Here is a 19,732-nt window from a genome sequence, read left to right on the forward strand (position 1 = left end):
CGGTGGCGACCTGGAGTCCGATATTCATAAAGTAGGGCAATGCGCACCGAGGACGTCCTGGCCGCGATCGCGACCGGCCTGTGGCGCTGGGACAACGCGTCGGGGATCGTCTCGCTCGACGCCGAGGCCGCCCGGCTGCTCGGGCTGCCCGCCGAGCCCGCCCGGCTCAGCGAGGCGGCCGTACGCTCCCGTTTTCATCCGGTCGACTGGAACGAGATCGACGGCGTCGTCAACCTCGCCGTCGCCGAGGGCACCCTCGCCGAGGCCCGGCTGCGGATCATGGACGAGCACGGACGGGTGGTCCGTACCGTACGGAGCAGGTCGAAGCCGCTCGTCGAGGGGAACGACTACCAGTTGGTCGGCACCCTCCAGGAGGTCGCCGAGATCCTTCCGGGAACAGCCGCCCGCACTCCCGTCACAGGCGACTGGCGCCGCTCCCGCGAGGCGTTCCTCCTCGACGCGGGACGGGCGCTCGCCGAGGCCCGGTCGACGGCCGAGGTGCTGCGGGTGGCCGCCTCCCTCTCGATGCCCGGCTTCTCGCCGGACGGACTCGCCGTCTTCGGGGTGGCGGGCGACCGGCTGACGGTCATCGGCCACCACGGGCACAGCGAGGGCGACGAGGGGCCCTTCACGTCGATGTCGCTCGACACCGACTATCCGGCGGCGGAGGTCGTACGCACCGGCCGGGCGATCTACCTGTCCTCCCCCGACGATTACCTGCGCCGCTTCCCCATGACCTGGCCGCTCGCCCAGCGCTTCGGGCGCCGCTCCTGGGCCTTCGTGCCGCTGGTCGTCGCCGGGCGCACGATGGGCGCCTGGATGGCGGCCTTCAAGCACCCGGTGGTGTTCTCGCCCGACGAGCGCTCGGTGCTCACGACGGTGGCGCGGATGCTGGCGCAGGCCCTCGCACGCGCGGGCGTGGCCGAGTCCGAGCGCGAGCTGTCGCTCGGACTGCAGCGGACGATGATGCCGTTCCTCGGGCCGGGGATCCCCGGCATCCAGGTCGCCGCCCGGTACGTGCCGACCGGCGGCGGCCTCCAGGTCGGCGGCGACTGGTACGACATGATCCGGCTGCCCGGCGGCACCTCCCGCGCCGGCGGGCGCGGCCCGGGACGCATCGCCCTCGTCATCGGCGACGTACAGGGCCACGACGTGCGGGCGGCGGGGCTGATGGGGCAGCTGCGGATCGCCCTGCGCGCGTACGCCTCCGAGGGCCACCGGCCGGACGCCGTCCTCTCCCGCGCCTCGCGCTTCCTGTACGGGATCACCGACGGGGACGACGGGGAGAACACGGGCGGGCCGCGCTTCGCGACCTGCCTGTACCTGGAGGTCGACCTGGAGACGGGAACGGTCGACATCGCGCGGGCGGGACATCCGGACCCGGCGGTACGGATGAACGACGGAACGGTTCTGCTGAGGCCCACGGCCGGCGGCCTGCCGCTCGGCATCGACCCCGACACCGACTACCCCACCACCCGGCTCACCCTGGACCCCGGCGAGACCCTGATGATCTGCACCGACGGCCTCCTGGAGACCGGCGGGCACGACCTGGACACCGGCTGGGAGCGGGTCAGGAAGCTCCTGGAGTCCCACGACGGCGAGGACCTGGAGCAGCTCGCCGACACCCTCGTGGAGGCCGTCCACGGCCCCGGCTCCCACCACACGACCGGGCCGCTCGCCGACCGCCGCGAGGACGACATCGCGGTCCTGCTGCTCTCCCGCCGGCCCGTCGGCCCGGTGGTGGAGGCCCCGCGCCGCACCATCATGACGATCGCCCAGGCGGAGCCGGAACGGATCGCGGAGGCGCGGGAGCAGATACGGCAGCTGCTGCACGACTGGGCGGACGGGGACCAGCTCGACTCGGCGGTCCTCATGGTCTCCGAGATGGTCACCAACGTCCTCGTCCACACGGACGGCGACGCCCTCCTGGTCGCCGAGGTCGCATGCGCCGAGAAGTCCCGGCGGCTGCGCGTCGAGGTCGCCGACACGAGCGACGAACTCCCGCACAAGCGCCACCCGGGCGAGATGGCGTCCAGCGGCCGCGGCCTGGTCCTGATGGAGATGCTCGCGGACGCGTGGGGCGTCGACCCGCGCGGCGAGGGCAAGGCGATCTGGTTCGAGCTGAACGAGGGGTCGCCGGGAGAGCTCTGCTGCGGATAGCGGGGGCGGGACGGCGGGGGCGGCGCCCTCTCCGTACCGCGCCACAGGCAGCGGCCTCCGGCTCGCCCCGCCCCTGCGCCCGGCGCTCGTTCCCGGCGCGCGAGGGCCCGTACACCGGCGCAGACTGGTGACGTACGGCCGCCGGGGGGAGCACGGAGCTTGCCATGGACATCCACAAGGTCGGGAGCGACACCACCGTCCTGGCCGACAGCCTCGAAGCACCCGGGATCGGGCACATCCCCGCCAACGCGTACGTCCTCACCGCCGCCGAGCCCGTCGTCGTCGACACGGGCCTCTCGCTGGCGGACCGGAACTTCATCAACACGCTCGGCTCGGTCATCGACCCCGCCGACGTCCTCTGGATCTGGCTCACCCACCCCGACCGCGACCACACGGGCGGCATCTTCGACCTGCTCGTGGCCGCGCCCCGGGCGAAGGTCGTCACCACCTTCATCGGCGCCGGGATCATGACCACGGAACGCCCGCTGCCGCCGGACCGGGTCTACTTCCTCAACCCCGGCCAGTCCCTCGACGTCGGCGACCGCATGCTGCGCGCCTTCAGGCCGCCGCTCTTCGACAACCCCGCCACGGTCGGCTTCTACGACGAGAAGACCCGGATCTGCTTCAGTTCCGACTGCTTCGGCGGGCCGATGCCGACCGCCGAGCTGGCGGAGAGCGGGCACGCGAACGACCTCAAGCCCGAGGAGCTGCGGCAGACCCAGCTGCTGTGGGCGTCCGTGGACAGCCCGTGGGTGCACATCGTGGACCCGGCGAAGTACCGGGCGACGGTCGACCCGCTGCGGGACATGGCCCCGGAGATCGTGCTGTCCACGCACCTGCCGCCGGCGGTCCGGATGACGGATTCGATGATCGACACGATCATGATGGCCCCGGACGTGGACCCGTTCGTCGGCCCCGACCAGGCGGCCCTGGAGCAGATGCTGGCGTCCTTCGAGCCGGGCGGGCAGCCGGCCGCGACCTGAGCGGGAACAGGATCGGGGGCGTGGCCGAAGACGGGATCGGGTACCTCGGCGTACCCAACAGAGCGCTGTAGACGGGTGGTTGACCTCGTTCCCCGCCGAGGGCTTGACCGGTGCCGGGTCTTGGCAGAGGCCGGGCACCGGCACCGCGGGACCGACACCGCCCCGGGTGCCGAGGAGCGGCTGGAGAGCAGCGTGCGGAGGTGGGAGCGGACGACCCGGGGCAGCAGTCCGGCGGTGGTGGAGGCGATGCGGATCCTGGCCGTGCTCAAGCCCCGCTGAGCCCGCCGGGGGGCCGCTCGGTGTCCGGCCCCGGCCCGAGCCGCGGATCCGGCGGCGGCGACGGTGGCGGTGGCGGTGGCGGTGGCGGTGGCGGTGGCGACCCGTACCGCGCACGCAGCTCGACGAGGACCCCCGTCGCCGCGGCCGTCAGCGGTACGGCGAGGAGCATGCCCAGGACGCCCGCGACGGACGCGCCCGCCGTGATCGCCAGCATGACCGCGGCCGGGTGCATCTGCACGGTCCTGCTCTGTACGAACGGCTGGAGGACGTTCCCCTCCAGGACCTGGACGGCGAGGACGACGCCGAGGACCCACAGGGCGATGACGAAGCCCCGGTCGGCGAGGGCGACGAGGACGGCGACGGCGCCGGAGAGGAAGGCCCCGAGGTACGGGATGTACGCGGTGACGAAGACGAGCGCGGCGAGTCCCACCGCTCCCGGCACGTCGAGGACGAGCAGTCCCGTGCCGATGATGACCGCGTCGATGAGGGCGACGAACGTCGTCCCGCGCATGTACCCCTCGACGGCTTCGAAGGCCCGGCGTGCCATGCCCTCGACGGTGTCTCCGGTGGCACGGGGGGCGAGGGCGCGCAGGGTGCCCGAGGCCCGGTCGGAGTCCTTCAGGAAGAAGAAGATGAGGAGCAGCGCGAGGACGGCGGTGGCCATCATCTCGGCGACGACGCTGAGTCCGCTGATCACCCCGGAGGCGGCGGTGCCGCCGAACCGCTTGAGGAGACCTTCGGCGTTCGCGGCGAGGTCGTCGAGGGAGGTACCGGCCGCGCCGAAGTGCTTCGCGATGTCGGCGGCGGCCTGTCGCAGCGAGGCGACGATCTGACCGCCGGTCTCGATGAGCGCGAGGACGACGATGTACGTGACTCCGCCGACGACCGCGACGACGGCGACGACGGTGAGCGCGGCGGCGAGCGCCTTCCGCACCTTCATGCGGATCAGCCGGCGGTAGAGGGGCCCGAGGAGGGCGGTGCCGAGGATCGCGAGCAGGACGGGGGTGACGGCCGTCGGGAAGACGACGCACAGCCAGACGAAGACGGCGGCGACCCCGGCGACGAGCAGGAGGACGACACACCAGGCGGCGACCCCGGCGACGAGCAGGAGGACGACACACCAGGCGGCGACCCGTCTTGCGCCTTCGGGGACCAGCGCTGAACTCGTCTGCATCCGACCACCGCACCACGCCCGCCGGCGTGTCGTCGCTCCCTGACGGACCGTACGGGTGACGGTCCGTCAACAGTGGTGACGCCTCCCACGCGGCGGCGATGGCGCCTCTCGCGCGACAGCGGCGGCGTCTGTCGTACGACAACGGCGGCGCCTCTTGTGCGACAGCGGTGGCGCCTCCCGCTCGACAGCGGTAGCGCCTCCCGCGTCCTAGTCGCCCATCCCGTGCACCGCCGGGATCGTCCCGAGCCGGCCGGCCTGGAAGTCCTCGAAGGCCTGGCGCAGTTCGGCCTGGGTGTTCATGACGAACGGGCCGTAGTGGGCCATGGGCTCGCGGATCGGGCGGCCGCCGAGGAGGACGACCTCCAGGTCCGGCGTGTTCCCGTCCTGCTTCTCGTCGGCGCGGACGGTGAGCGCGCCGCCCTTGCCGAAGACGGCGGTCTGGCCCATGTGGACCGGTCGCCGCTCGGCGCCGACGGTGCCGCGTCCGGCCATGACGTACGCGAGGCCGTTGAAGTCCTCGCGCCACGGCAGGGTGATCTCGGCGCCGGGCCGCAGCGTCGCGTGGATCATCGTGATCGGGGTGTGGGTGATGCCCGGCCCGTCGTGCCCGTCGAGCTCGCCGGCGATGACGCGGAGCAGCGCGCCGCCGTCGGGGGAGGTGAGGAGCTGGACCTGGCCACCGCGGATGTCCTGGTAGCGGGGGGCCATCATCTTGTCGGCCGCGGGCAGGTTCACCCAGAGCTGGAGGCCGTGGAAGAGGCCGCCGCTGACGACGAGGGACTCCGGCGGGGCCTCGATGTGGAGGAGACCGGCGCCGGCGGTCATCCACTGGGTGTCGCCGTTGGTGATGGTGCCGCCGCCGCCGTTGGAGTCCTGGTGGTCGAAGACCCCGTCGACGATGTAGGTGACGGTCTCGAAGCCCCGGTGCGGGTGCCAGGGCGTGCCCTTGGGCTCTCCGGGCGCGTACTCCACCTCGCCCATCTGGTCCATCATGATGAACGGGTCGAGGTACTGGTAGCTGATCCCGGCGAACGCGCGGCGCACCGGGAAGCCCTCGCCCTCGAAGCCCGTGGGTGCCGTGGTCACGGTGAGCACGGGGCGCGAGACGGCGTCGGCGGTGGCGGCGACGCGCGGCAGGGTGAGCGGGTTCTCGACAGTCACGGCGGGCATGGCGGACCTCCTGGGTACGGCCTCGGCGGCCTTGTACGTCCACTTTAGTTGAACGCTGAACTTCTTGCCACCCGGAACGCGGAACGCCCGGGAGGAATTCCTCCCGGGCGCCCCGTACACATCAGGTCCCGTACGTCTCAGGATCGGTCAGCCGTACATCCGCCGCATCGCGAAGTCGACCATCTGCTCCACGGCCTTCGCGTCGAAGACCATCCGGTGGTCGCCCTCCATGTCGAGGACGAAGCCGTAGCCGGTCGGCAGCAGGTCGATCACCTCGGCACCGGTGATCACGAAGTACTTCGACTCCTTGCCCGCGTACCGCCGCAGCTCCTTGAGCGAGGTGAACATCGGGATGACCGGCTGCTGGGTGTTGTGCAGGGCGAGGAAGCCCGGGTTGTCGCCGCGCGGGCAGTAGACCTTGGAGGTCGCGAAGATCTGCTGGAAGTCCTCGGGCGCGAGCGTGCCGGTCGTGAAGGCGCGTACGGCGTCGGCGAGGGAGGGCGGGGAGGGCTCGGGGTAGAGCGGCGCCTGCGGCTGCCCGTACCCGCCGGCCTGCATTCCGCCCTGCATGTCGGCCTGCGGCGGGGCGTACTGCTGCTGCGGAGGCGGCGCGTACTGCTGCTGGGCACCCGGATTCTGCTCGTAGCCGTACATGGGCCCCAGACTATCGAGCGCGCCGCCCCGCCAGGGACCCCTACTCGGACGCCGCGACCTCACGGGTCAGCCGCGAGGTCCAGGGGCACCAGTAGTGACCGGGCAGGAAGGCGCCGCCGGCCTCGTCGAGGTGGTCCTCGACGTAGGGGATCGTGGCGTCGCAGACCTCGATGGCGTACGAGAAGAAGCCCACCGTCGAGGGGTCCAGGTGGTAGCTCCACTTGGTGTTGTAGGGCTGGGTCCGCTTGATGATCCGGCCGACGACGTGGGTCTCCTCCCGCTCCTCGCCGCTCAGGATCGCGCGGGCCCTGGCGATCTTCGCGTCGTCGGTGAGCTGGACGACGAAGGTCTCGCGGGTGATGTCCGTGAACTCGAAGTACGCCGGGTCGGCGGCGGAGGCCGGGGATCCGGACGCGGCGGTGGTCAGGGCGAGCAGGGTGCCGGCGAAGAGGGCGCCGAGGCGCGTGGTCAGACGTGACACGGGAGTGTCCTCCGTGAGGAAAGGGATGGGGGGTGGCCGCCCGCCAAGATCACGACGGGCGCTTCCGTCACGGAGCGTAGCGTCTCGGTTACGCAACACGCCCCGCTCGCCCGAGTTCCCCACTCCTCCGCAGGCGAGTCGCTCCAGACCCTTGACGGCGGCGATTGACGTCACAGTTGCCCCGTGAGGGGTTGCTCTTATTACCGACGGGTAGCATCATCGGAGAGAGCGTTTTGCTACTCGCTGGTACGTGTACGAGGAACCTCCCTCCCCGAGCCTTACGGAGCCGTCGCCATGGGGCACTACAAGTCGAATCTCCGCGACATCGAGTTCAACCTCTTCGAGGTCCTCGGCCGCGACAAGGTGTACGGCACCGGGCCGTTCGAGGAGATGGACGTCGAGACCGCCAAGAGCATCCTCGACGAGATCCGCCGCCTCGCCGAGAACGAGCTCGCGGAGTCCTTCGCCGACGCCGACCGCAACCCGCCGGTCTTCGACCCCGAGACCAACACCGCCCCGGTCCCGGCCACCTTCAAGAAGTCGTACAACGCCTTCATGGAGTCCGAGTACTGGCGCCTCGGCATCCCGGAGGAGATCGGCGGCACCGTCTCCCCCCGCTCCCTGATCTGGGCGTACGCGGAGCTGCTCCTCGGCTCGAACCCGGCCATCTGGATGTACTCCTCCGGCCCGGCCTTCGCCGGCATCCTCTACACCGAGGGCAACGAGCAGCAGAAGAAGGCCGCGCAGATCGCCGTCGAGAAGCGCTGGGGCTCCACCATGGTCCTCACCGAGCCCGACGCCGGCTCGGACGTCGGCGCCGGCCGCACCAAGGCCGTCCAGCAGGAAGACGGCTCCTGGCACATCGAGGGCGTCAAGCGCTTCATCACGTCCGGTGAGCACGACATGGAGGAGAACATCCTCCACTACGTCCTCGCCCGCCCCGAAGGCGCCGGCCCCGGCACCAAGGGCCTCTCCCTCTTCCTCGTCCCGAAGTACGAGTTCGACTGGGAGACCGGCGAGCTCGGCGAGCGCAACGGCGTCTACGCCACCAACGTCGAGCACAAGATGGGCCTCAAGGCCTCCAACACGTGCGAGATGACCTTCGGCGACAAGCACCCCGCCAAGGGCTGGCTCATCGGCGACAAGCACGACGGCATCCGCCAGATGTTCCTCATCATCGAGTTCGCCCGCATGATGGTCGGCACGAAGGCGATCTCCACCCTCTCCACGGGCTACCTCAACGCCCTGGAGTACGCCAAGGAGCGCGTCCAGGGCACCGACCTGGCCAACTTCATGGACAAGGCCGCGCCCAAGGTCACCATCACGCACCACCCCGACGTCCGCCGCTCGCTGATGACGCAGAAGGCGTACGCCGAGGGCATGCGCTCCCTCGTCCTCTACACGGCCTCCGTGCAGGACGAGATCGCGGTCAAGGAAGCGGCCGGCGAGGACGTCAAGGCCCTCCACGGCCTCAACGACCTGCTGCTCCCGATCGTCAAGGGATACGGCTCCGAGAAGGGCTACGAGCAGCTCGCGCAGTCGCTCCAGACCTTCGGCGGCTCCGGCTTCCTCCAGGAGTACCCGATCGAGCAGTACATCCGGGACGCCAAGATCGACACCCTGTACGAGGGCACCACCGCCATCCAGGGCCAGGACTTCTTCTTCCGGAAGATCGTCCGCGACCAGGGCGCGGCCCTGAACACGCTGTCCGAGGAGATCAAGAAGTTCCTCGCCGTCGGCACCGGCGGCGACGACCTGGCCGGCGCCCGCGACGCGCTCGCCAAGGCCGCCGTCGACCTCGAGGGCATCGTCGGCACGATGATCACCGACCTCACCGCCACCGGCGAGGACGTCAAGAACATCTACAAGGTCGGCCTCAACACCACCCGCCTGCTGCTCGCCTCCGGCGACGTCGTCGTCGGCTACCTGCTGCTGCGCGGTGCGGCCGTCGCCGCCGAGAAGCTGGCCGCCGGCGCCACCGGCAAGGACGCCGCCTTCTACCAGGGCAAGATCGCGGCCGCGAAGTTCTTCGCCGCCAACGTCCTGCCCGGCGTCACCGCCGAGCGCGCCCTCGCCGAGGCCGTCGACGGCTCGCTGATGGACCTGGACGAGGCCGCGTTCTAAGACGCGCCCACGTCCTGCAGGGAACGGCCCGTCCCCGGGGAGGGGGGCGGGCCGTACTGCCTTTTTTGGGGCTCGGTTCGCCCCCGGCGCGCCCCTTTGGCTCACTCGCCAGGTCCTACGGGCGGACGCAACCGGCCCCGGGCGCACCGACCCGCACAGCCAAGGCTCGGACGCGCAACCGCACACCGCCGGCCCACCGGCCCACCGGCCCACACGCACCGGTCCACCGACCCGCACGCCCCGCCCCGTTCACCGGGGTCTACGGGTGGCGGTGACCGTCCCGCCCGGGTGGGCAGCGGTCATCCCGCCACATCCGGCGGAGCCCCGCTGCGTAAGGTGAGCCCATGAGCAGCGCAGCTTCCCGTCCTACCGCCGGCCCCTTCGACCGCGGACACACCGACGACCTCATGGCCTTCCTGACGGCCTCGCCCTCGCCGTACCACGCGGTCGCGAGCGCCGCCGGACGGCTTGAGGAGGTCGGCTTCCGGCAGGTCGAGGAGACCGCCGCCTGGGACGGGACGAGCGGCGGGAAGTACGTGATCCGCGGCGGCGCGATCATCGCGTGGTACGTGCCGGAGGGCGCCGCCGCCCACACCCCGTACCGCATCGTCGGCGCCCACACCGACTCCCCCAACCTGCGCGTCAAGCCGCGCCCCGACATGGGCGCGCAGGGCTGGCGCCAGGTCGCCGTCGAGATCTACGGCGGCAGCCTCCTCAACACCTGGCTGGACCGCGACCTCGGCCTCGCCGGCCGGCTCACCCTCCGCGACGGCAGTCACCACCTCGTCAACGTCGACCGGCCGCTGCTGCGCGTCCCGCAGCTCGCCATCCACCTCGACCGGGGGGCCAACGACGGCCTCAAGCTGGAGCGCCAGCGCCACATGCAGCCCGTCTGGGGCATCGGCGACGTCCACGAGGGCGACCTGATCTCCTTCGTCGCCGCCGAGGCCGGCGTCGACGCCGAGGACGTCAGCGGCTGGGACCTGATGGTCCACGCCGTGGAGGCCCCCGCGTACCTGGGCCGGGACCGCGAGCTCCTGGCCGGCCCGCGCATGGACAACCTGCTCTCCGTCCACGCCGCCACCGCCGCGCTCGCCTCCCTCGCCGGCCGCGACGACCTCCCGTACATCCCGGTCCTCGCCGCCTTCGACCACGAGGAGAACGGCTCCGAGGCCGACACCGGCGCCCAGGGCCCCCTCCTCGGCAACGTCCTGGAGCGTTCCGTCTACGCCCGGGGCGGCTCCTACGAGGACCGGGCGCGCGCCTTCGCCGGCACCGTCTGCCTCTCCTCCGACACCGGCCACGCCGTCCACCCCAACTACGCGGAGCGCCACGACCCGACGCACCACCCGCGCGTCAACGGCGGCCCGATCCTCAAGGTGAACGTCAACCAGCGGTACGCCACCGACGGTTCCGGCCGCGCGGTCTTCGCCGCCGCCTGCGAGAAGGCGGGCGTGCCGTGGCAGTCGTTCGTCTCCAACAACGACATGCCCTGCGGCACGACGATCGGCCCGATCACCGCGGCCCGCCACGGCATCAGCACCGTCGACATCGGCGTCGCGATCCTCTCCATGCACAGCGCCCGCGAACTGTGCGGCGCCGAGGACCCGTACCTCCTCGCGAACGCCCTGGTCGCCTTCCTGGAGGGCTGAGCCCACCGGGTGGAGCTGCCCTGGACGGGGCCCAAGCGGGCCCGTCCAGGGCAGTGTCCGTCAGGCGTCCATGCCGGCGAGGATCAGCGGCAGGCGGGAGACGCCCGCCTCCGTGACCTTCACCGGGACGCCCCAGTCCTGCTGGTGGACGTGGCAGGCCGGGTACTCGTTGGCGGGGTCGTCGTCGCAGGACGCGGCCATCGCCGAGACGTGCAGGACGCCCTCCGTGACCTCCGGGTTCAGATCGAGCTCCCGGAAGAGGTCCGTGCCCGTGCCCTCGCCGCCGAGCAGCAGCTCGGGCGGGGTCGAGGAGACCAGGAGCCGGGTCGACGGGCCGTAGCGGTCGTCCAGCTTCTGCCCGTTCGGGGCCTGGAAGACGACGTCGAGACGGAGACGGCCGGGAGCGACCTCGGTGGCCTCGCGCCGGGTGCGGTGGGCCACGGCCTCGACCCGTACGGCCTCCTCGGGGAGCCGCAGCCGGGTCAGCCGGTGCCGGGCGGACTCGACGACCACGATGTCGCCGTCGACGAGGACCGCGTCGCTGGGCTCGCGCAGGTCGGTGGCGAGGGTGGTGACCTCGCCGGTGGCGGGGTCGTAGCGGCGCAGGGCGTGGTTGTACGTGTCGCTGACGGCCACCGAGCCGTCGGGCAGGGCGGTCACGCCCAGCGGGTGCTGGAGCAGGGCCTGGGCGGCGGGGCCGTCGCGGTGACCGAAGTCGAAGAGGCCGGTGCCGACGGCGGTGTGGACGTGGCCCTCCCGGTCGATCCAGCGCAGGGCGCTGGTCTCGGAGTCGGCGATCCACAGCCGGTCCTCGGTGGCCGAGAGCCCCGAGGGCTGTGCGAACCAGGCCTCGGCGGCGGGCCCGTCGACGAGCCCCTCGTTGGTGGTCCCGGCGGCGACCTCGGCGGTCCCGGTCTCCGGGTCGTACGTCCACAGCTGGTGGACGCCGGCCATGGCGATCCACACCTTGCCCTGCCACCAGGCCACGTCCCACGGCGAGGACAGGTCGACCTCGAGGGCGGGCCCGGAGGTGGGAGACCCCTGCCACCACTGCCTGCCGGTACCGGCGACGAGCTCGACGGCGCCGCTCTCCGGGTCGAGGACGCGCAGGGAGTGGTTCACGGTGTCGGCGACGACGACCCTGCCGTCGGGCAGCTGCGCGAGCCCCTGCGGCTCCCGGAAGACGCCCTCGCCGATCCGCCGGACGACGGTCTCGCCGTCGGCGGCGAGCTCGACGAGCTGGTGCCGGGTGGTGTCGGAGACGAGGAGGTTCCCGGAGGGCAGCCGGATCACCTTGCCGGGGAACCGCAGATCGGTGGCGACGGGCTCGGGCGCCACGTACGGCCCGTCCCCGCGCCGCAGCGTCCCCTTGGCCTCGTGCTCGGCCTCCAGCTCCTCGACGAGCGTCCGGATCGCGTTGGCGTGCCCCTCACCTGCGTGCTGGGCGACGACGTAGCCCTCGGGGTCGATCACGACGAGCGTCGGCCAGGCGCGCACGGCGTACTGCTTCCAGGTCGCGAGCTCGGGGTCGTCCAGTACGGGATGGTGCACCTCGTACCGCTCGACGGCGTCGACGACGGCCTGGTGCTCGGCCTCGTGCACGAACTTCGGCGAGTGCACCCCGACGATCACGAGCGTGTCGCGGTGCTTCTCCTCCAGGTCACGGAGCTCGTCGAGGACGTGCAGGCAGTTCACGCAGCAGAAGGTCCAAAAATCGAGCAGAACGATCTTTCCTCGCAGGTCGGCGAGGGTCAGATCGTCTCCTCCCGTGTTCAGCCAGCCACCCTTGCCGATCAGCTCGGGGGCGCGGACACGGGCACGGCGGGGCGCGGGCGCGGGCGCGGAGTCGTTCATGGGTCAAGGGTGCCGTACGGGTGGAAAGTGGGGGCCGGGTGGGGCGGGGGCGCGTGTCCAGGGGTGGGGCGGAGGCGGGGGCTGGTGAGCATGACGGACATGGTGGAGCACCTTGTCGGATCATCGGATTATTGCTGCCATCGGGTGAGCAGGAGGCTCCTGGTGGTGCTGCTCGTCCTGCTGCCCGTCGCACCCTGCCTGACCCTCCCGGCAGCCTCCGCACGGGCCGGCGGGGTCGGGAACGGGGACCTGGAACTCACCGTGACCCTGAACGGCCGGGAGAACAGCTGGCGGCGGCCGCCCGCCGCCCGGGTCGGCGGGCAGGTCGTGAAGCGGTACCGCCTCGTCAACCACGGGGAGGCGGACCTGTACGGGGTGCGGGTCGTCGACCCCCAGGTCCCCGCCGGGTCCGTGCGCTGCCCGGCCGAGCCGCTCGTCGCGCTCGGGGAGCTGGAGTGTGTCGCCCGTTTCCGGGCGGTGCCCGGACTGCGCCGGGGCACCGTGCGCGCGGAGGGCACCGTCCCCTCGCTCGGTCGGCGGCTCACCGCGACCGCCCGCGCCGGCTACGACGGGATCGCCGGAGCCCTCGGGCTCAGCGAGCGGGTGACCGTCGGGGCCTCGGGCCGGGGCGCGGCCACCGTCACGTACACCGTGACCAACCGCGGCAACCGGCCCCTTCACGCGGTACGGGTCCTGGACACCGCCCTCGGACTGCGCGGCGGCTCCGTGGACTGCGCGGGGCGGCCCGGGACCGTTCCCCTGCTCGCCCCGGGTGCCTCGGTCCCCTGCACGGCCACCGTACGGCGACTCCCCGGCACCCACCGGAGTGCGGGGGTCGCCTCCGGCAGCGACCGGGTGACCACGTACTCACCGGGAGGCAGCCGGGTCGCCGCTCCGACGCTCGTCGCCCGGTCGTCGGCCGAGTTCACGGTGGAGGGGACCCGGAGGGCGGCGGCAGGGGCGGCAGGAGCGGGGGCCTCCCGGAGGGGATCCGCAGGGAATTCCGTGGGGGAGTCCGTTGGGGAGTCCGTACAGGGGACGGGGACGGCGGGGACGGGGACAGGGACGGCGGCAGGGTCGGTGCCGGGTGCGCCTGGCGTATCGGTCCCGGGGGCCGCGGGGGCTCCCGCGGCCGGAGCAGGGGCCGGAACCGGACCGGGAGCCGCCCCGGCGGTGGGCGCCAGGGCCGGGGCCGGGGCCGCCGCGCCTGGGGCCGCCGGAGCAGGGGCCGGAGCCGTACCGGGTGCCGCCGCGCCCGGGGCCGCCGGGGCGGGAGCCGCCGCCCCTGGGGCCGCCGGGCCCGCGGCTGGCGTACCCGGAGCCGGCGCCTTGCCTCCGGCAGCCGTTCCCCCCGGGGCCGTACCACCGGGCGCCGTGCCCCCCGCCGCCCTGGACCCGGTCCTGCCCGTCGGACCGCCCGGCGCCGGGGACGGCACCGGGACCGAAGCCCGTACCGACGCCGGGGTCGGCGGCATCGACTCCGGCGTCAGTCCTCCCGTCGCCCGTCGCGCCGCCGCCCTCGACTCCGAGGGCTTCCTGGGGCGTCTGCGGCGGCGGGGGCGGGAGGCGGGTGAGCTCGGCGTCGTGACGATGCTGCTGCTGCTCCTGATCCCCGCGGCCGTCGCGGCCGCCCTCCTCGGCAACCGGCGGAGCTGACCGTGGCCCTGTTCGAAACGCTCGTCGTCGTCCTCGGCGTCGCGCTCGCCGCCGCCCTCGGCGTCTTCGTCAAGACCAAGCTCTTCCCGCTCGGCGAGGACGAGGAGGACCGCGAGGACGTCGCCGAGTACATCGCCATGATGGTGTCGGTCCTCTACGCCGTCGTCCTCGGCCTCTGCCTGGTCTCCGTCTGGGACACCCGTTCCGCCGCGGACGACCACGTACAGGCCGAGGCGAGCGCCCTCCACCAGATGTATCTGCTCGCGGACGCGCTCCCCGCCGACCGGCGGCAGCCGCTGCGCGACGCGGCCCGGACGTACGCCGGTCATGTCGTCGACGTCGAATGGCCGGTGATGGCGGCGCGCGAGCCGCTCGACATGTCCGGCTGGCGGCTCCTCGAAGACCTGCGGCGGGCCGGCGAGGTGGGGGACTCCGCGAAGGTGCCCCAGCAGATCGCCGCCCAGGAGGTCCTCGCCCAGCTCGGCTACGTCGACGACGCGCGGCGCGGCCGGGAGGCGGCGGCGCAGGAACGGCTCTCCCCCGTGCTGTGGGCGGGTCTGATCATCGGCGGCTCGCTGACGCTGGCGTTCATGTTCCTCTTCGGGATCAGGAGGAGCACGACCCATGTGGTGATGGTGATGGGCCTGGCGGGCTTCATCGCCTTCACCGTGCTGCTGATCCATCAGCTCGACTCGCCGTTCGGGCCGGTGCTCGGGGCGACCCCGGACGCGTTCACCCGCTACTTCGGGTGAGATCTCGGGGAGGGCCCAGGGGGTCTCAGGGTGCTTCGGGGAAGACTTCAGGGGGGCTTCAGGGGCGACTTCAGGTGAGAAGGCGTCCGCACCGGGCAGGCATACCACCGTGAAATATCTCGTACGGGACAAGATCTTCGCGATCGGTGACGACTACTGGATCGAGGACGAGCAGGGCCGCCACGCCTTCCTCGTCGACGGAAAGGCGCTGCGGCTGCGCGACACCCTGGAGCTGAAGGACCCCGACGGGCAGGTCCTGATCACACTGCGGCAGAAGATGTTCAGCCTGCGGGACGCCATGACCATCGAGCGCGACGAGCGGCCGCTCGCGACCGTCCGCCGAAGACGGCTCTCGCTGCTGCGCAACCACTACCGGGTGACGCTCGTCGAGGGCACCGAGCTGGACGTCAGCGGCCGGATCCTGGACCGGGAGTTCACCGTCGAGTACGAGGGCGAACTCCTGGCCCACATCTCCCGGCAGTGGTTCCACGTCCGCGAGACGTACGCGGTGAACGTGGTCCGCGAGGACGCGGACGCCGCCCTGCTCGTCGCCGTGGCGGTGTGCGTGATCCGCATGGCCGAGCGGGAGCGGGAGGACTAGGGGGGCCTGGAGAGCGAGAGGGCTAGAGGGCCTTCTGGAGGGCCTGTTCCAGATCCGTCCACAGGTCCTCGACGTGTTCGATGCCGACCGAGATCCTGACCGTGCCGGGACCGATCCCCGCCGCCGTCAGGGCCTCCGCGTCGAGCTGGTGGTGGGAGGTGGAGGCCGGGTGCATCACCAGGGTCTTCACATCGCCGAGGGAGACGCTGAGGGAGGCGAGCCGTACCGCCTCGACGAAGGTGCGGCCGGCCTCCCGGCCGCCCGCGAGGTCGACCGAGATCACCCCGCCGCCCCCGCCGGGCAGCAGTCGTTCGGCGATCTCCCGGTCCGGGTGGTTCGCGAGCGCCGGGTGGCGTACGGCCTCGACGGCGGGGTGCGCGGCGAGCCGGGCCGCGAGGTCGGCGGCGCTCGCGCACTGGCGCTCCATGCGCAGGGACAGGGTCTGCATGCCGCGCAGGGTGAGCCAGGCGGCGAACGGGTCGGTGGACGCGCCCTGTTCGACGGCGTGGTGGCGGATCCTGCCGTACAGCTCGGTGTCCTTGAAGACGGCGACACCGCCGAGCACGTCCGCGTGCCCGGCCAGGTACTTGGTGGCGGAGTGGACGACGATGTCGGCGCCGTGGTCGAGAGGGCGGCAGAGGAGCGGTGAGGCGAAGGTGTTGTCGACGGCGACGGGCACTCCGGCCTCGGCGGCGACGGCGGCGAGCGCGGGCAGGTCGGAGACGCGGGTGGTCGGGTTGGCGATGGTCTCCAGGTAGAGGAGCCGGGTCTCGGGGCGCAGGGCCGCCCGTACCTCCTCCGGGTCGGTGCCGGAGACGTAGGTGACGTCGACGCCCCAGCGGGTGGCGAGGTCGGTGAGGACCGCGTACGTCCCGCCGTACAGGCAGCTCTGGGCGATCACGTGGTCGCCGCTGGAGAGCAGGCCGAGGAGGACGGCGTTGACGGCGCCCATGCCGGAGGCGAAGGAGAGGCCGGCGGCGCCGCCTTCGAGGCGGGCGACGGCGTCCTCCAGGGTGCGGACGGTGGGATTGCCGAGGCGACTGTAGAGGAAGGCGTCCGCGGTGGTGAAGGCGGTGGCGAGGGCGTCGGCGGAGTCGAAGGCGAAGACGTGGCCCTGGTGGAGGGGGACGCCGAGGGGCCTGCTGCCCGTGATCTCGACGTGCGGCGGGTGGACGGCGAGGGTCTCGGGACGCACCGCCTCCGCACGGATCGTCTCCGCGCGAGGGGAAGGGGAGGCAGAGGACGGGGAGGCAGGGGACGCGGGGGAGGAGGACGCGGGGGAAGGAGACGCGGCTGCGGAGTCGTCGGCGTGGGTCATGAATTCAGTCTGTGGACCCGCCGTTTGCCTTCCCAGTGCCAATCCCGGCAGATTGGTCCGGCAATGGAGCCAATCGACGCGTCCCTCGACGACCTGGTCGCCCGGCTCGGCCGCTGGTCGGCCGGGCGCGGACCGCTGTACCTGCTGCTCGCGGCCCGGCTGCGCCGTCTGATCGACGAGGCCGCGCTGCCGCCGGACACGCTCCTGCCGCCGGACCGGCGGCTCGCGAAGGCCCTGGCCGTGGGCCGTACGACGGTGGTCTCCGCGTACGACACGCTGCGCCAGGAGGGGCGGCTCGTACGGCGGCAGGGCAGCGGGACGCGAGTCGCGCGGGCGGCGCTCGCTCCGGAGGCGCCCCGGGTGAAGGAGACGTCGAACCCGCTGTTCCTGCACCTCCTGGAGGCGCCGGACGACGTGATCCTGCTGAGCTGCGCGGCTCCGACGCAGCCGTCGGCCGAGCTGGCGGAGGCGTACCGCTCGCTCGTCCTGCCCGACGGGGACCTCGGCTACCACCCGGCCGGCCTGGAGGCGCTGCGGACGGCGGTGGCGGCGCGGTACGCGGCGCGGGGGGTACCGACCGGTCCGGAGCAGATCCTGGTCACCACCGGTGCGCAGCAGGGGCTTTCGCTGCTCGCCCGGCTGCTGCTCGCGCCGGGGGACGGGGTGCTCGTGGAGGCGCCGACGTATCCGGGGGCGCTCGACCTGTTCCGGGAGGCGGCCGCCGTACCGCTGCCGGTGGCGGTGGGTCCGGACGGGATCGACGTGGCGGAGGCGGTGCGGGTGATGGAGCGTCACCGTCCGGCGCTGGCATATGTCGTGGCCCGGTTCCAGAACCCGACGGGGGCGGTGCTCCCGCCGCTGGCCGGGCGCCGGCTCGTGGAGGCGGCGAGCGCCCTCGGGGTGCCGCTCGTGGACGACGAGGTCCTCGCGGACCTGGCGTTCGACACCGCGTCACCGCCGGCGCCGTCGCTCTCCTCGTACGGCTACGGCGGGGTGATCGCGGTCGGTTCGCTGAGCAAGGTCGTGTGGGGCGGGCTGCGCATCGGCTGGGTGCGCGGGCCCGCGCCCCTGGTCGCCCGGCTCGCCCGGCTGAAGGCCCTGCACGATCTGGGCTGTGACATGCCGTCCCAACTGGTCGCGACCCGGCTCCTCGACGGCTTCGCGCCCGTGCTCGACGCCCGGCTGCGCGGCCTCCGCGCGGGCCACGCCCACCTCCGCGCCGAGCTGGCGCGGCTGCTCCCGTCCTGGTCCTGCGCCCCGGCGGCCGGTGGCCAGACCCTCTGGGTGCGGCTGCCCCACGGCGACGGCGTTTCCTTCGCCCAGCTCGCCCTCCGGCACGGGGTGGCGGTCCTACCGGGCGCGACGGCCGACGCCCTCGGCGGCAGCGTGCGGCACCTGCGCCTGCACTTCCTGCTGCCGCCGGAGGAGCTCACGGAGGCGGTGCGCAGGCTGGCGGCGGCCTGGGCGGAGTACACGCCGGGCCCGGAACCGGAGCGGGCGTCCCTGCGGGGCATCACGCTCTGAGCGGGTACGTCTGGGCGGGTACGGGAGAGCTCACCTTGCGTCGCACGCTTCACCACGGAAACATACGGCGCGCCTGCAAAGTGATGATCATTCATTCATGGGGGCGCAGCGGCATGGGCTTTGACGAGGACTGGGCCGGGATACGGTCCGGCACGACGGCACAAGACCCGGTCGGTACGCGGCTGAACCAGCTCGACGGCAGCGGCGGAGGTGGCGGCGGCCTTCGGGCGGTGCGTCCGGTCTCGCCACCGCACCAGCAAAGAAAAAAGCCGCGGCAAACACCATCGAGAACGAGCTGGATCCGCGGCGCGGGTGCCGTCGGCGGCGTGGCGGCCACCGCGTACGGCGTGGCCGACCTCGCCACGTACGACACGTACATGGTCAAGGCTGATCCGGCGAAGTTCGCCTCGGACCTCACCGGGACGGCGTTCAGCGCCTCGATGACGGCGCTGACCGTGGCCCCGAACCCGGTCACCCCCGGGCTCGCCGTCGGTACGGGCGTCGCCTACGCCAGCGCGCTGGTCTGGGACAACCACGAGGCCATCAGGAAGGGCATCGAGGAGGCCGGCGACTGGATCGGTGACAAGGCCTCCGACGTGGGGCCCGGGATCGCGGACGGCGCGAAGAAACTGGGCAGTGCGCTGAACCCGTTCGACTGAGCCCGTGGCAGTGGCCGTTACCGTGGCCGCGCCCGTGACCGTGAAGGAATCCGTTCATGCACACCAGCATCACCCCGTTCGACCTCCAGGCGTGGAAGGAGGGGAACCGGCACGACTACCGCGCCGGCTGGAAGGGGGTCTCGCCGGAGTTCGGCGAGATCGTCCTGACCTGTCCCCTGACCCGGACCTCGCCCGAGTCGATCGTCTCGGAGGTGCGCGGCGGGGTGCTCCCGACCACCTCGTACGAGTCGCGCGGGATGCACGCCGAGGGGCTCAAGCTGCCGACCCTGAACCGGTCCACGCTGCGGGTCGGCGACCGGACGGTGTACGTCGACCGGAACCGTTTCGGCGCCACCCTCGAACAGCGCGCCCTGACGATGCGGTACGCGGGCGACCACTACCGGCTCGCGGCCCTCGACAAGAACGGTTACGTCCTGACCCGCCGGGCCGACGACGAGGACCCCGGGGTCACGATCACCGTCCGCGAGTCCGGGCGCGGCAAGAACCGCAGGCTCTCCGTCCAGGCCGCCGGGCGCGCCGAGGGCGGGGACCTGGCCCTCGCACTGATCTTCGCGGGCGTCGACCGCTCCGTCCTGACGCGGGTCGGTGCGGTGAAGGCGGGCCTCTCCCGCGCCACCCACTTCTGGACCGAGTCCCAGTACTGAAGTCCATGGCGCCCGCCGAGGCGCGG

At 72.5% G+C, this 19,732-nt stretch carries 17 protein-coding genes; 11 read left to right on the forward strand and 6 right to left on the reverse strand.

All coding sequences use genetic code 11. The features are described 5' to 3' along the window. Positions 1-39 precede the first annotated feature (39 nt). The 3 genes from ACFWUY_RS12725 to ACFWUY_RS12735 all read left to right on the forward strand — a co-directional run bounded on the left by ACFWUY_RS12725 (position 40) and on the right by ACFWUY_RS12735 (position 3,422). A complete protein-coding gene (locus tag ACFWUY_RS12725) occupies positions 40-2,160 on the forward strand; it encodes a SpoIIE family protein phosphatase (RefSeq protein WP_384106332.1) in 2,121 nt (706 codons plus the stop codon). Positions 2,161-2,324: 164 nt separating this feature from the next. Next, on the forward strand, positions 2,325-3,143 hold the full coding sequence (locus ACFWUY_RS12730; protein WP_384106334.1) for an MBL fold metallo-hydrolase: 819 nt from the start codon (positions 2,325-2,327) through the stop codon (positions 3,141-3,143). Between the two features lie 120 nt (positions 3,144-3,263). Beyond that, entirely contained in the window at positions 3,264-3,422 is a 159-nt protein-coding gene (locus tag ACFWUY_RS12735; protein ID WP_384106337.1) for a hypothetical protein, read from the forward strand. Here the strand turns inward: ACFWUY_RS12735 and ACFWUY_RS12740 are convergent. The 4 genes from ACFWUY_RS12740 to ACFWUY_RS12755 form a co-directional block, all read right to left on the reverse strand. Continuing rightward, positions 3,409-4,596, reverse strand: coding sequence for an AI-2E family transporter (locus ACFWUY_RS12740; RefSeq protein WP_384106340.1), 1,188 nt, complete (start codon positions 4,594-4,596; stop codon positions 3,409-3,411). The two genes, ACFWUY_RS12735 and ACFWUY_RS12740, sit on opposite strands and share 14 nt — an antisense overlap. A gap of 207 nt (positions 4,597-4,803) precedes the next feature. Next, the gene (locus ACFWUY_RS12745; RefSeq protein WP_384106344.1) at positions 4,804-5,766 is read right to left on the reverse strand and encodes a pirin family protein; all 963 of its coding nucleotides are present in this window, start codon (positions 5,764-5,766) and stop codon (positions 4,804-4,806) included. 147 nt (positions 5,767-5,913) lie between these two features. Further along, positions 5,914-6,420 carry an SseB family protein gene (locus ACFWUY_RS12750; protein ID WP_384106347.1) on the reverse strand — a complete coding sequence of 169 codons (507 nt, stop codon included), beginning with the start codon at positions 6,418-6,420 and terminating at the stop codon, positions 5,914-5,916. 40 nt (positions 6,421-6,460) lie between these two features. After that, positions 6,461-6,901: a calmodulin-binding protein gene (locus ACFWUY_RS12755; protein WP_384106350.1), complete on the reverse strand. Its 441-nt coding sequence runs from the start codon at positions 6,899-6,901 to the stop codon at positions 6,461-6,463. Between the two features lie 294 nt (positions 6,902-7,195). Here ACFWUY_RS12755 and ACFWUY_RS12760 point away from each other — a divergent pair, with 294 nt between their 5' ends. Together ACFWUY_RS12760 and ACFWUY_RS12765 are read left to right on the forward strand one after the other, a co-directional pair. After that, positions 7,196-9,025, forward strand: coding sequence for an acyl-CoA dehydrogenase (locus ACFWUY_RS12760; RefSeq protein ID WP_384106354.1), 1,830 nt, complete (start codon positions 7,196-7,198; stop codon positions 9,023-9,025). A gap of 344 nt (positions 9,026-9,369) precedes the next feature. After that, positions 9,370-10,677 carry a M18 family aminopeptidase gene (locus tag ACFWUY_RS12765; RefSeq protein WP_384106357.1) on the forward strand — a complete coding sequence of 436 codons (1,308 nt, stop codon included), beginning with the start codon at positions 9,370-9,372 and terminating at the stop codon, positions 10,675-10,677. Between the two features lie 60 nt (positions 10,678-10,737). On the opposite strand, the gene ACFWUY_RS12770 is transcribed toward ACFWUY_RS12765, so the two are convergent. Continuing rightward, complete coding sequence (locus ACFWUY_RS12770) at positions 10,738-12,531, reverse strand: NHL domain-containing thioredoxin family protein (protein WP_384106360.1); 1,794 nt, start codon at positions 12,529-12,531, stop codon at positions 10,738-10,740. Between the two features lie 144 nt (positions 12,532-12,675). Between ACFWUY_RS12770 and ACFWUY_RS12775 the strand changes: the two genes are divergently transcribed. The 3 genes from ACFWUY_RS12775 (at position 12,676) to ACFWUY_RS12785 (ending at position 15,540) form a co-directional block, all read left to right on the forward strand. Next, on the forward strand, positions 12,676-14,187 hold the full coding sequence (locus ACFWUY_RS12775) for a hypothetical protein (RefSeq protein WP_384106363.1): 1,512 nt from the start codon (positions 12,676-12,678) through the stop codon (positions 14,185-14,187). A gap of 2 nt (positions 14,188-14,189) precedes the next feature. Next, positions 14,190-14,939: a hypothetical protein gene (locus ACFWUY_RS12780; protein WP_384106366.1), complete on the forward strand. Its 750-nt coding sequence runs from the start codon at positions 14,190-14,192 to the stop codon at positions 14,937-14,939. Between the two features lie 109 nt (positions 14,940-15,048). Beyond that, complete coding sequence (locus ACFWUY_RS12785; RefSeq protein ID WP_384106368.1) at positions 15,049-15,540, forward strand: LURP-one-related/scramblase family protein; 492 nt, start codon at positions 15,049-15,051, stop codon at positions 15,538-15,540. Between the two features lie 22 nt (positions 15,541-15,562). Here ACFWUY_RS12785 and ACFWUY_RS12790 read toward each other — a convergent pair whose 3' ends face one another. Next, the gene (locus ACFWUY_RS12790; protein ID WP_384106371.1) at positions 15,563-16,858 is read right to left on the reverse strand and encodes a trans-sulfuration enzyme family protein; all 1,296 of its coding nucleotides are present in this window, start codon (positions 16,856-16,858) and stop codon (positions 15,563-15,565) included. 63 nt (positions 16,859-16,921) lie between these two features. Between ACFWUY_RS12790 and ACFWUY_RS12795 the strand changes: the two genes are divergently transcribed. From ACFWUY_RS12795 to ACFWUY_RS12805, 3 genes are all read left to right on the forward strand, one after another. Continuing rightward, positions 16,922-18,382 (forward strand): PLP-dependent aminotransferase family protein, encoded by a 1,461-nt coding sequence (locus ACFWUY_RS12795; protein ID WP_384106374.1) that lies wholly within the window; start codon positions 16,922-16,924, stop codon positions 18,380-18,382. Between the two features lie 326 nt (positions 18,383-18,708). Continuing rightward, the gene (locus ACFWUY_RS12800; protein WP_384106377.1) at positions 18,709-19,041 is read left to right on the forward strand and encodes a hypothetical protein; all 333 of its coding nucleotides are present in this window, start codon (positions 18,709-18,711) and stop codon (positions 19,039-19,041) included. A 56-nt stretch (positions 19,042-19,097) separates the two neighbouring features. After that, on the forward strand, positions 19,098-19,706 hold the full coding sequence (locus tag ACFWUY_RS12805; RefSeq protein WP_384106380.1) for a hypothetical protein: 609 nt from the start codon (positions 19,098-19,100) through the stop codon (positions 19,704-19,706). Positions 19,707-19,732: the final 26 nt, after the last annotated feature.

This window comes from Streptomyces sp. NPDC058664 (assembly GCF_042716635.1).
Classification (GTDB): domain Bacteria; phylum Actinomycetota; class Actinomycetes; order Streptomycetales; family Streptomycetaceae; genus Streptomyces.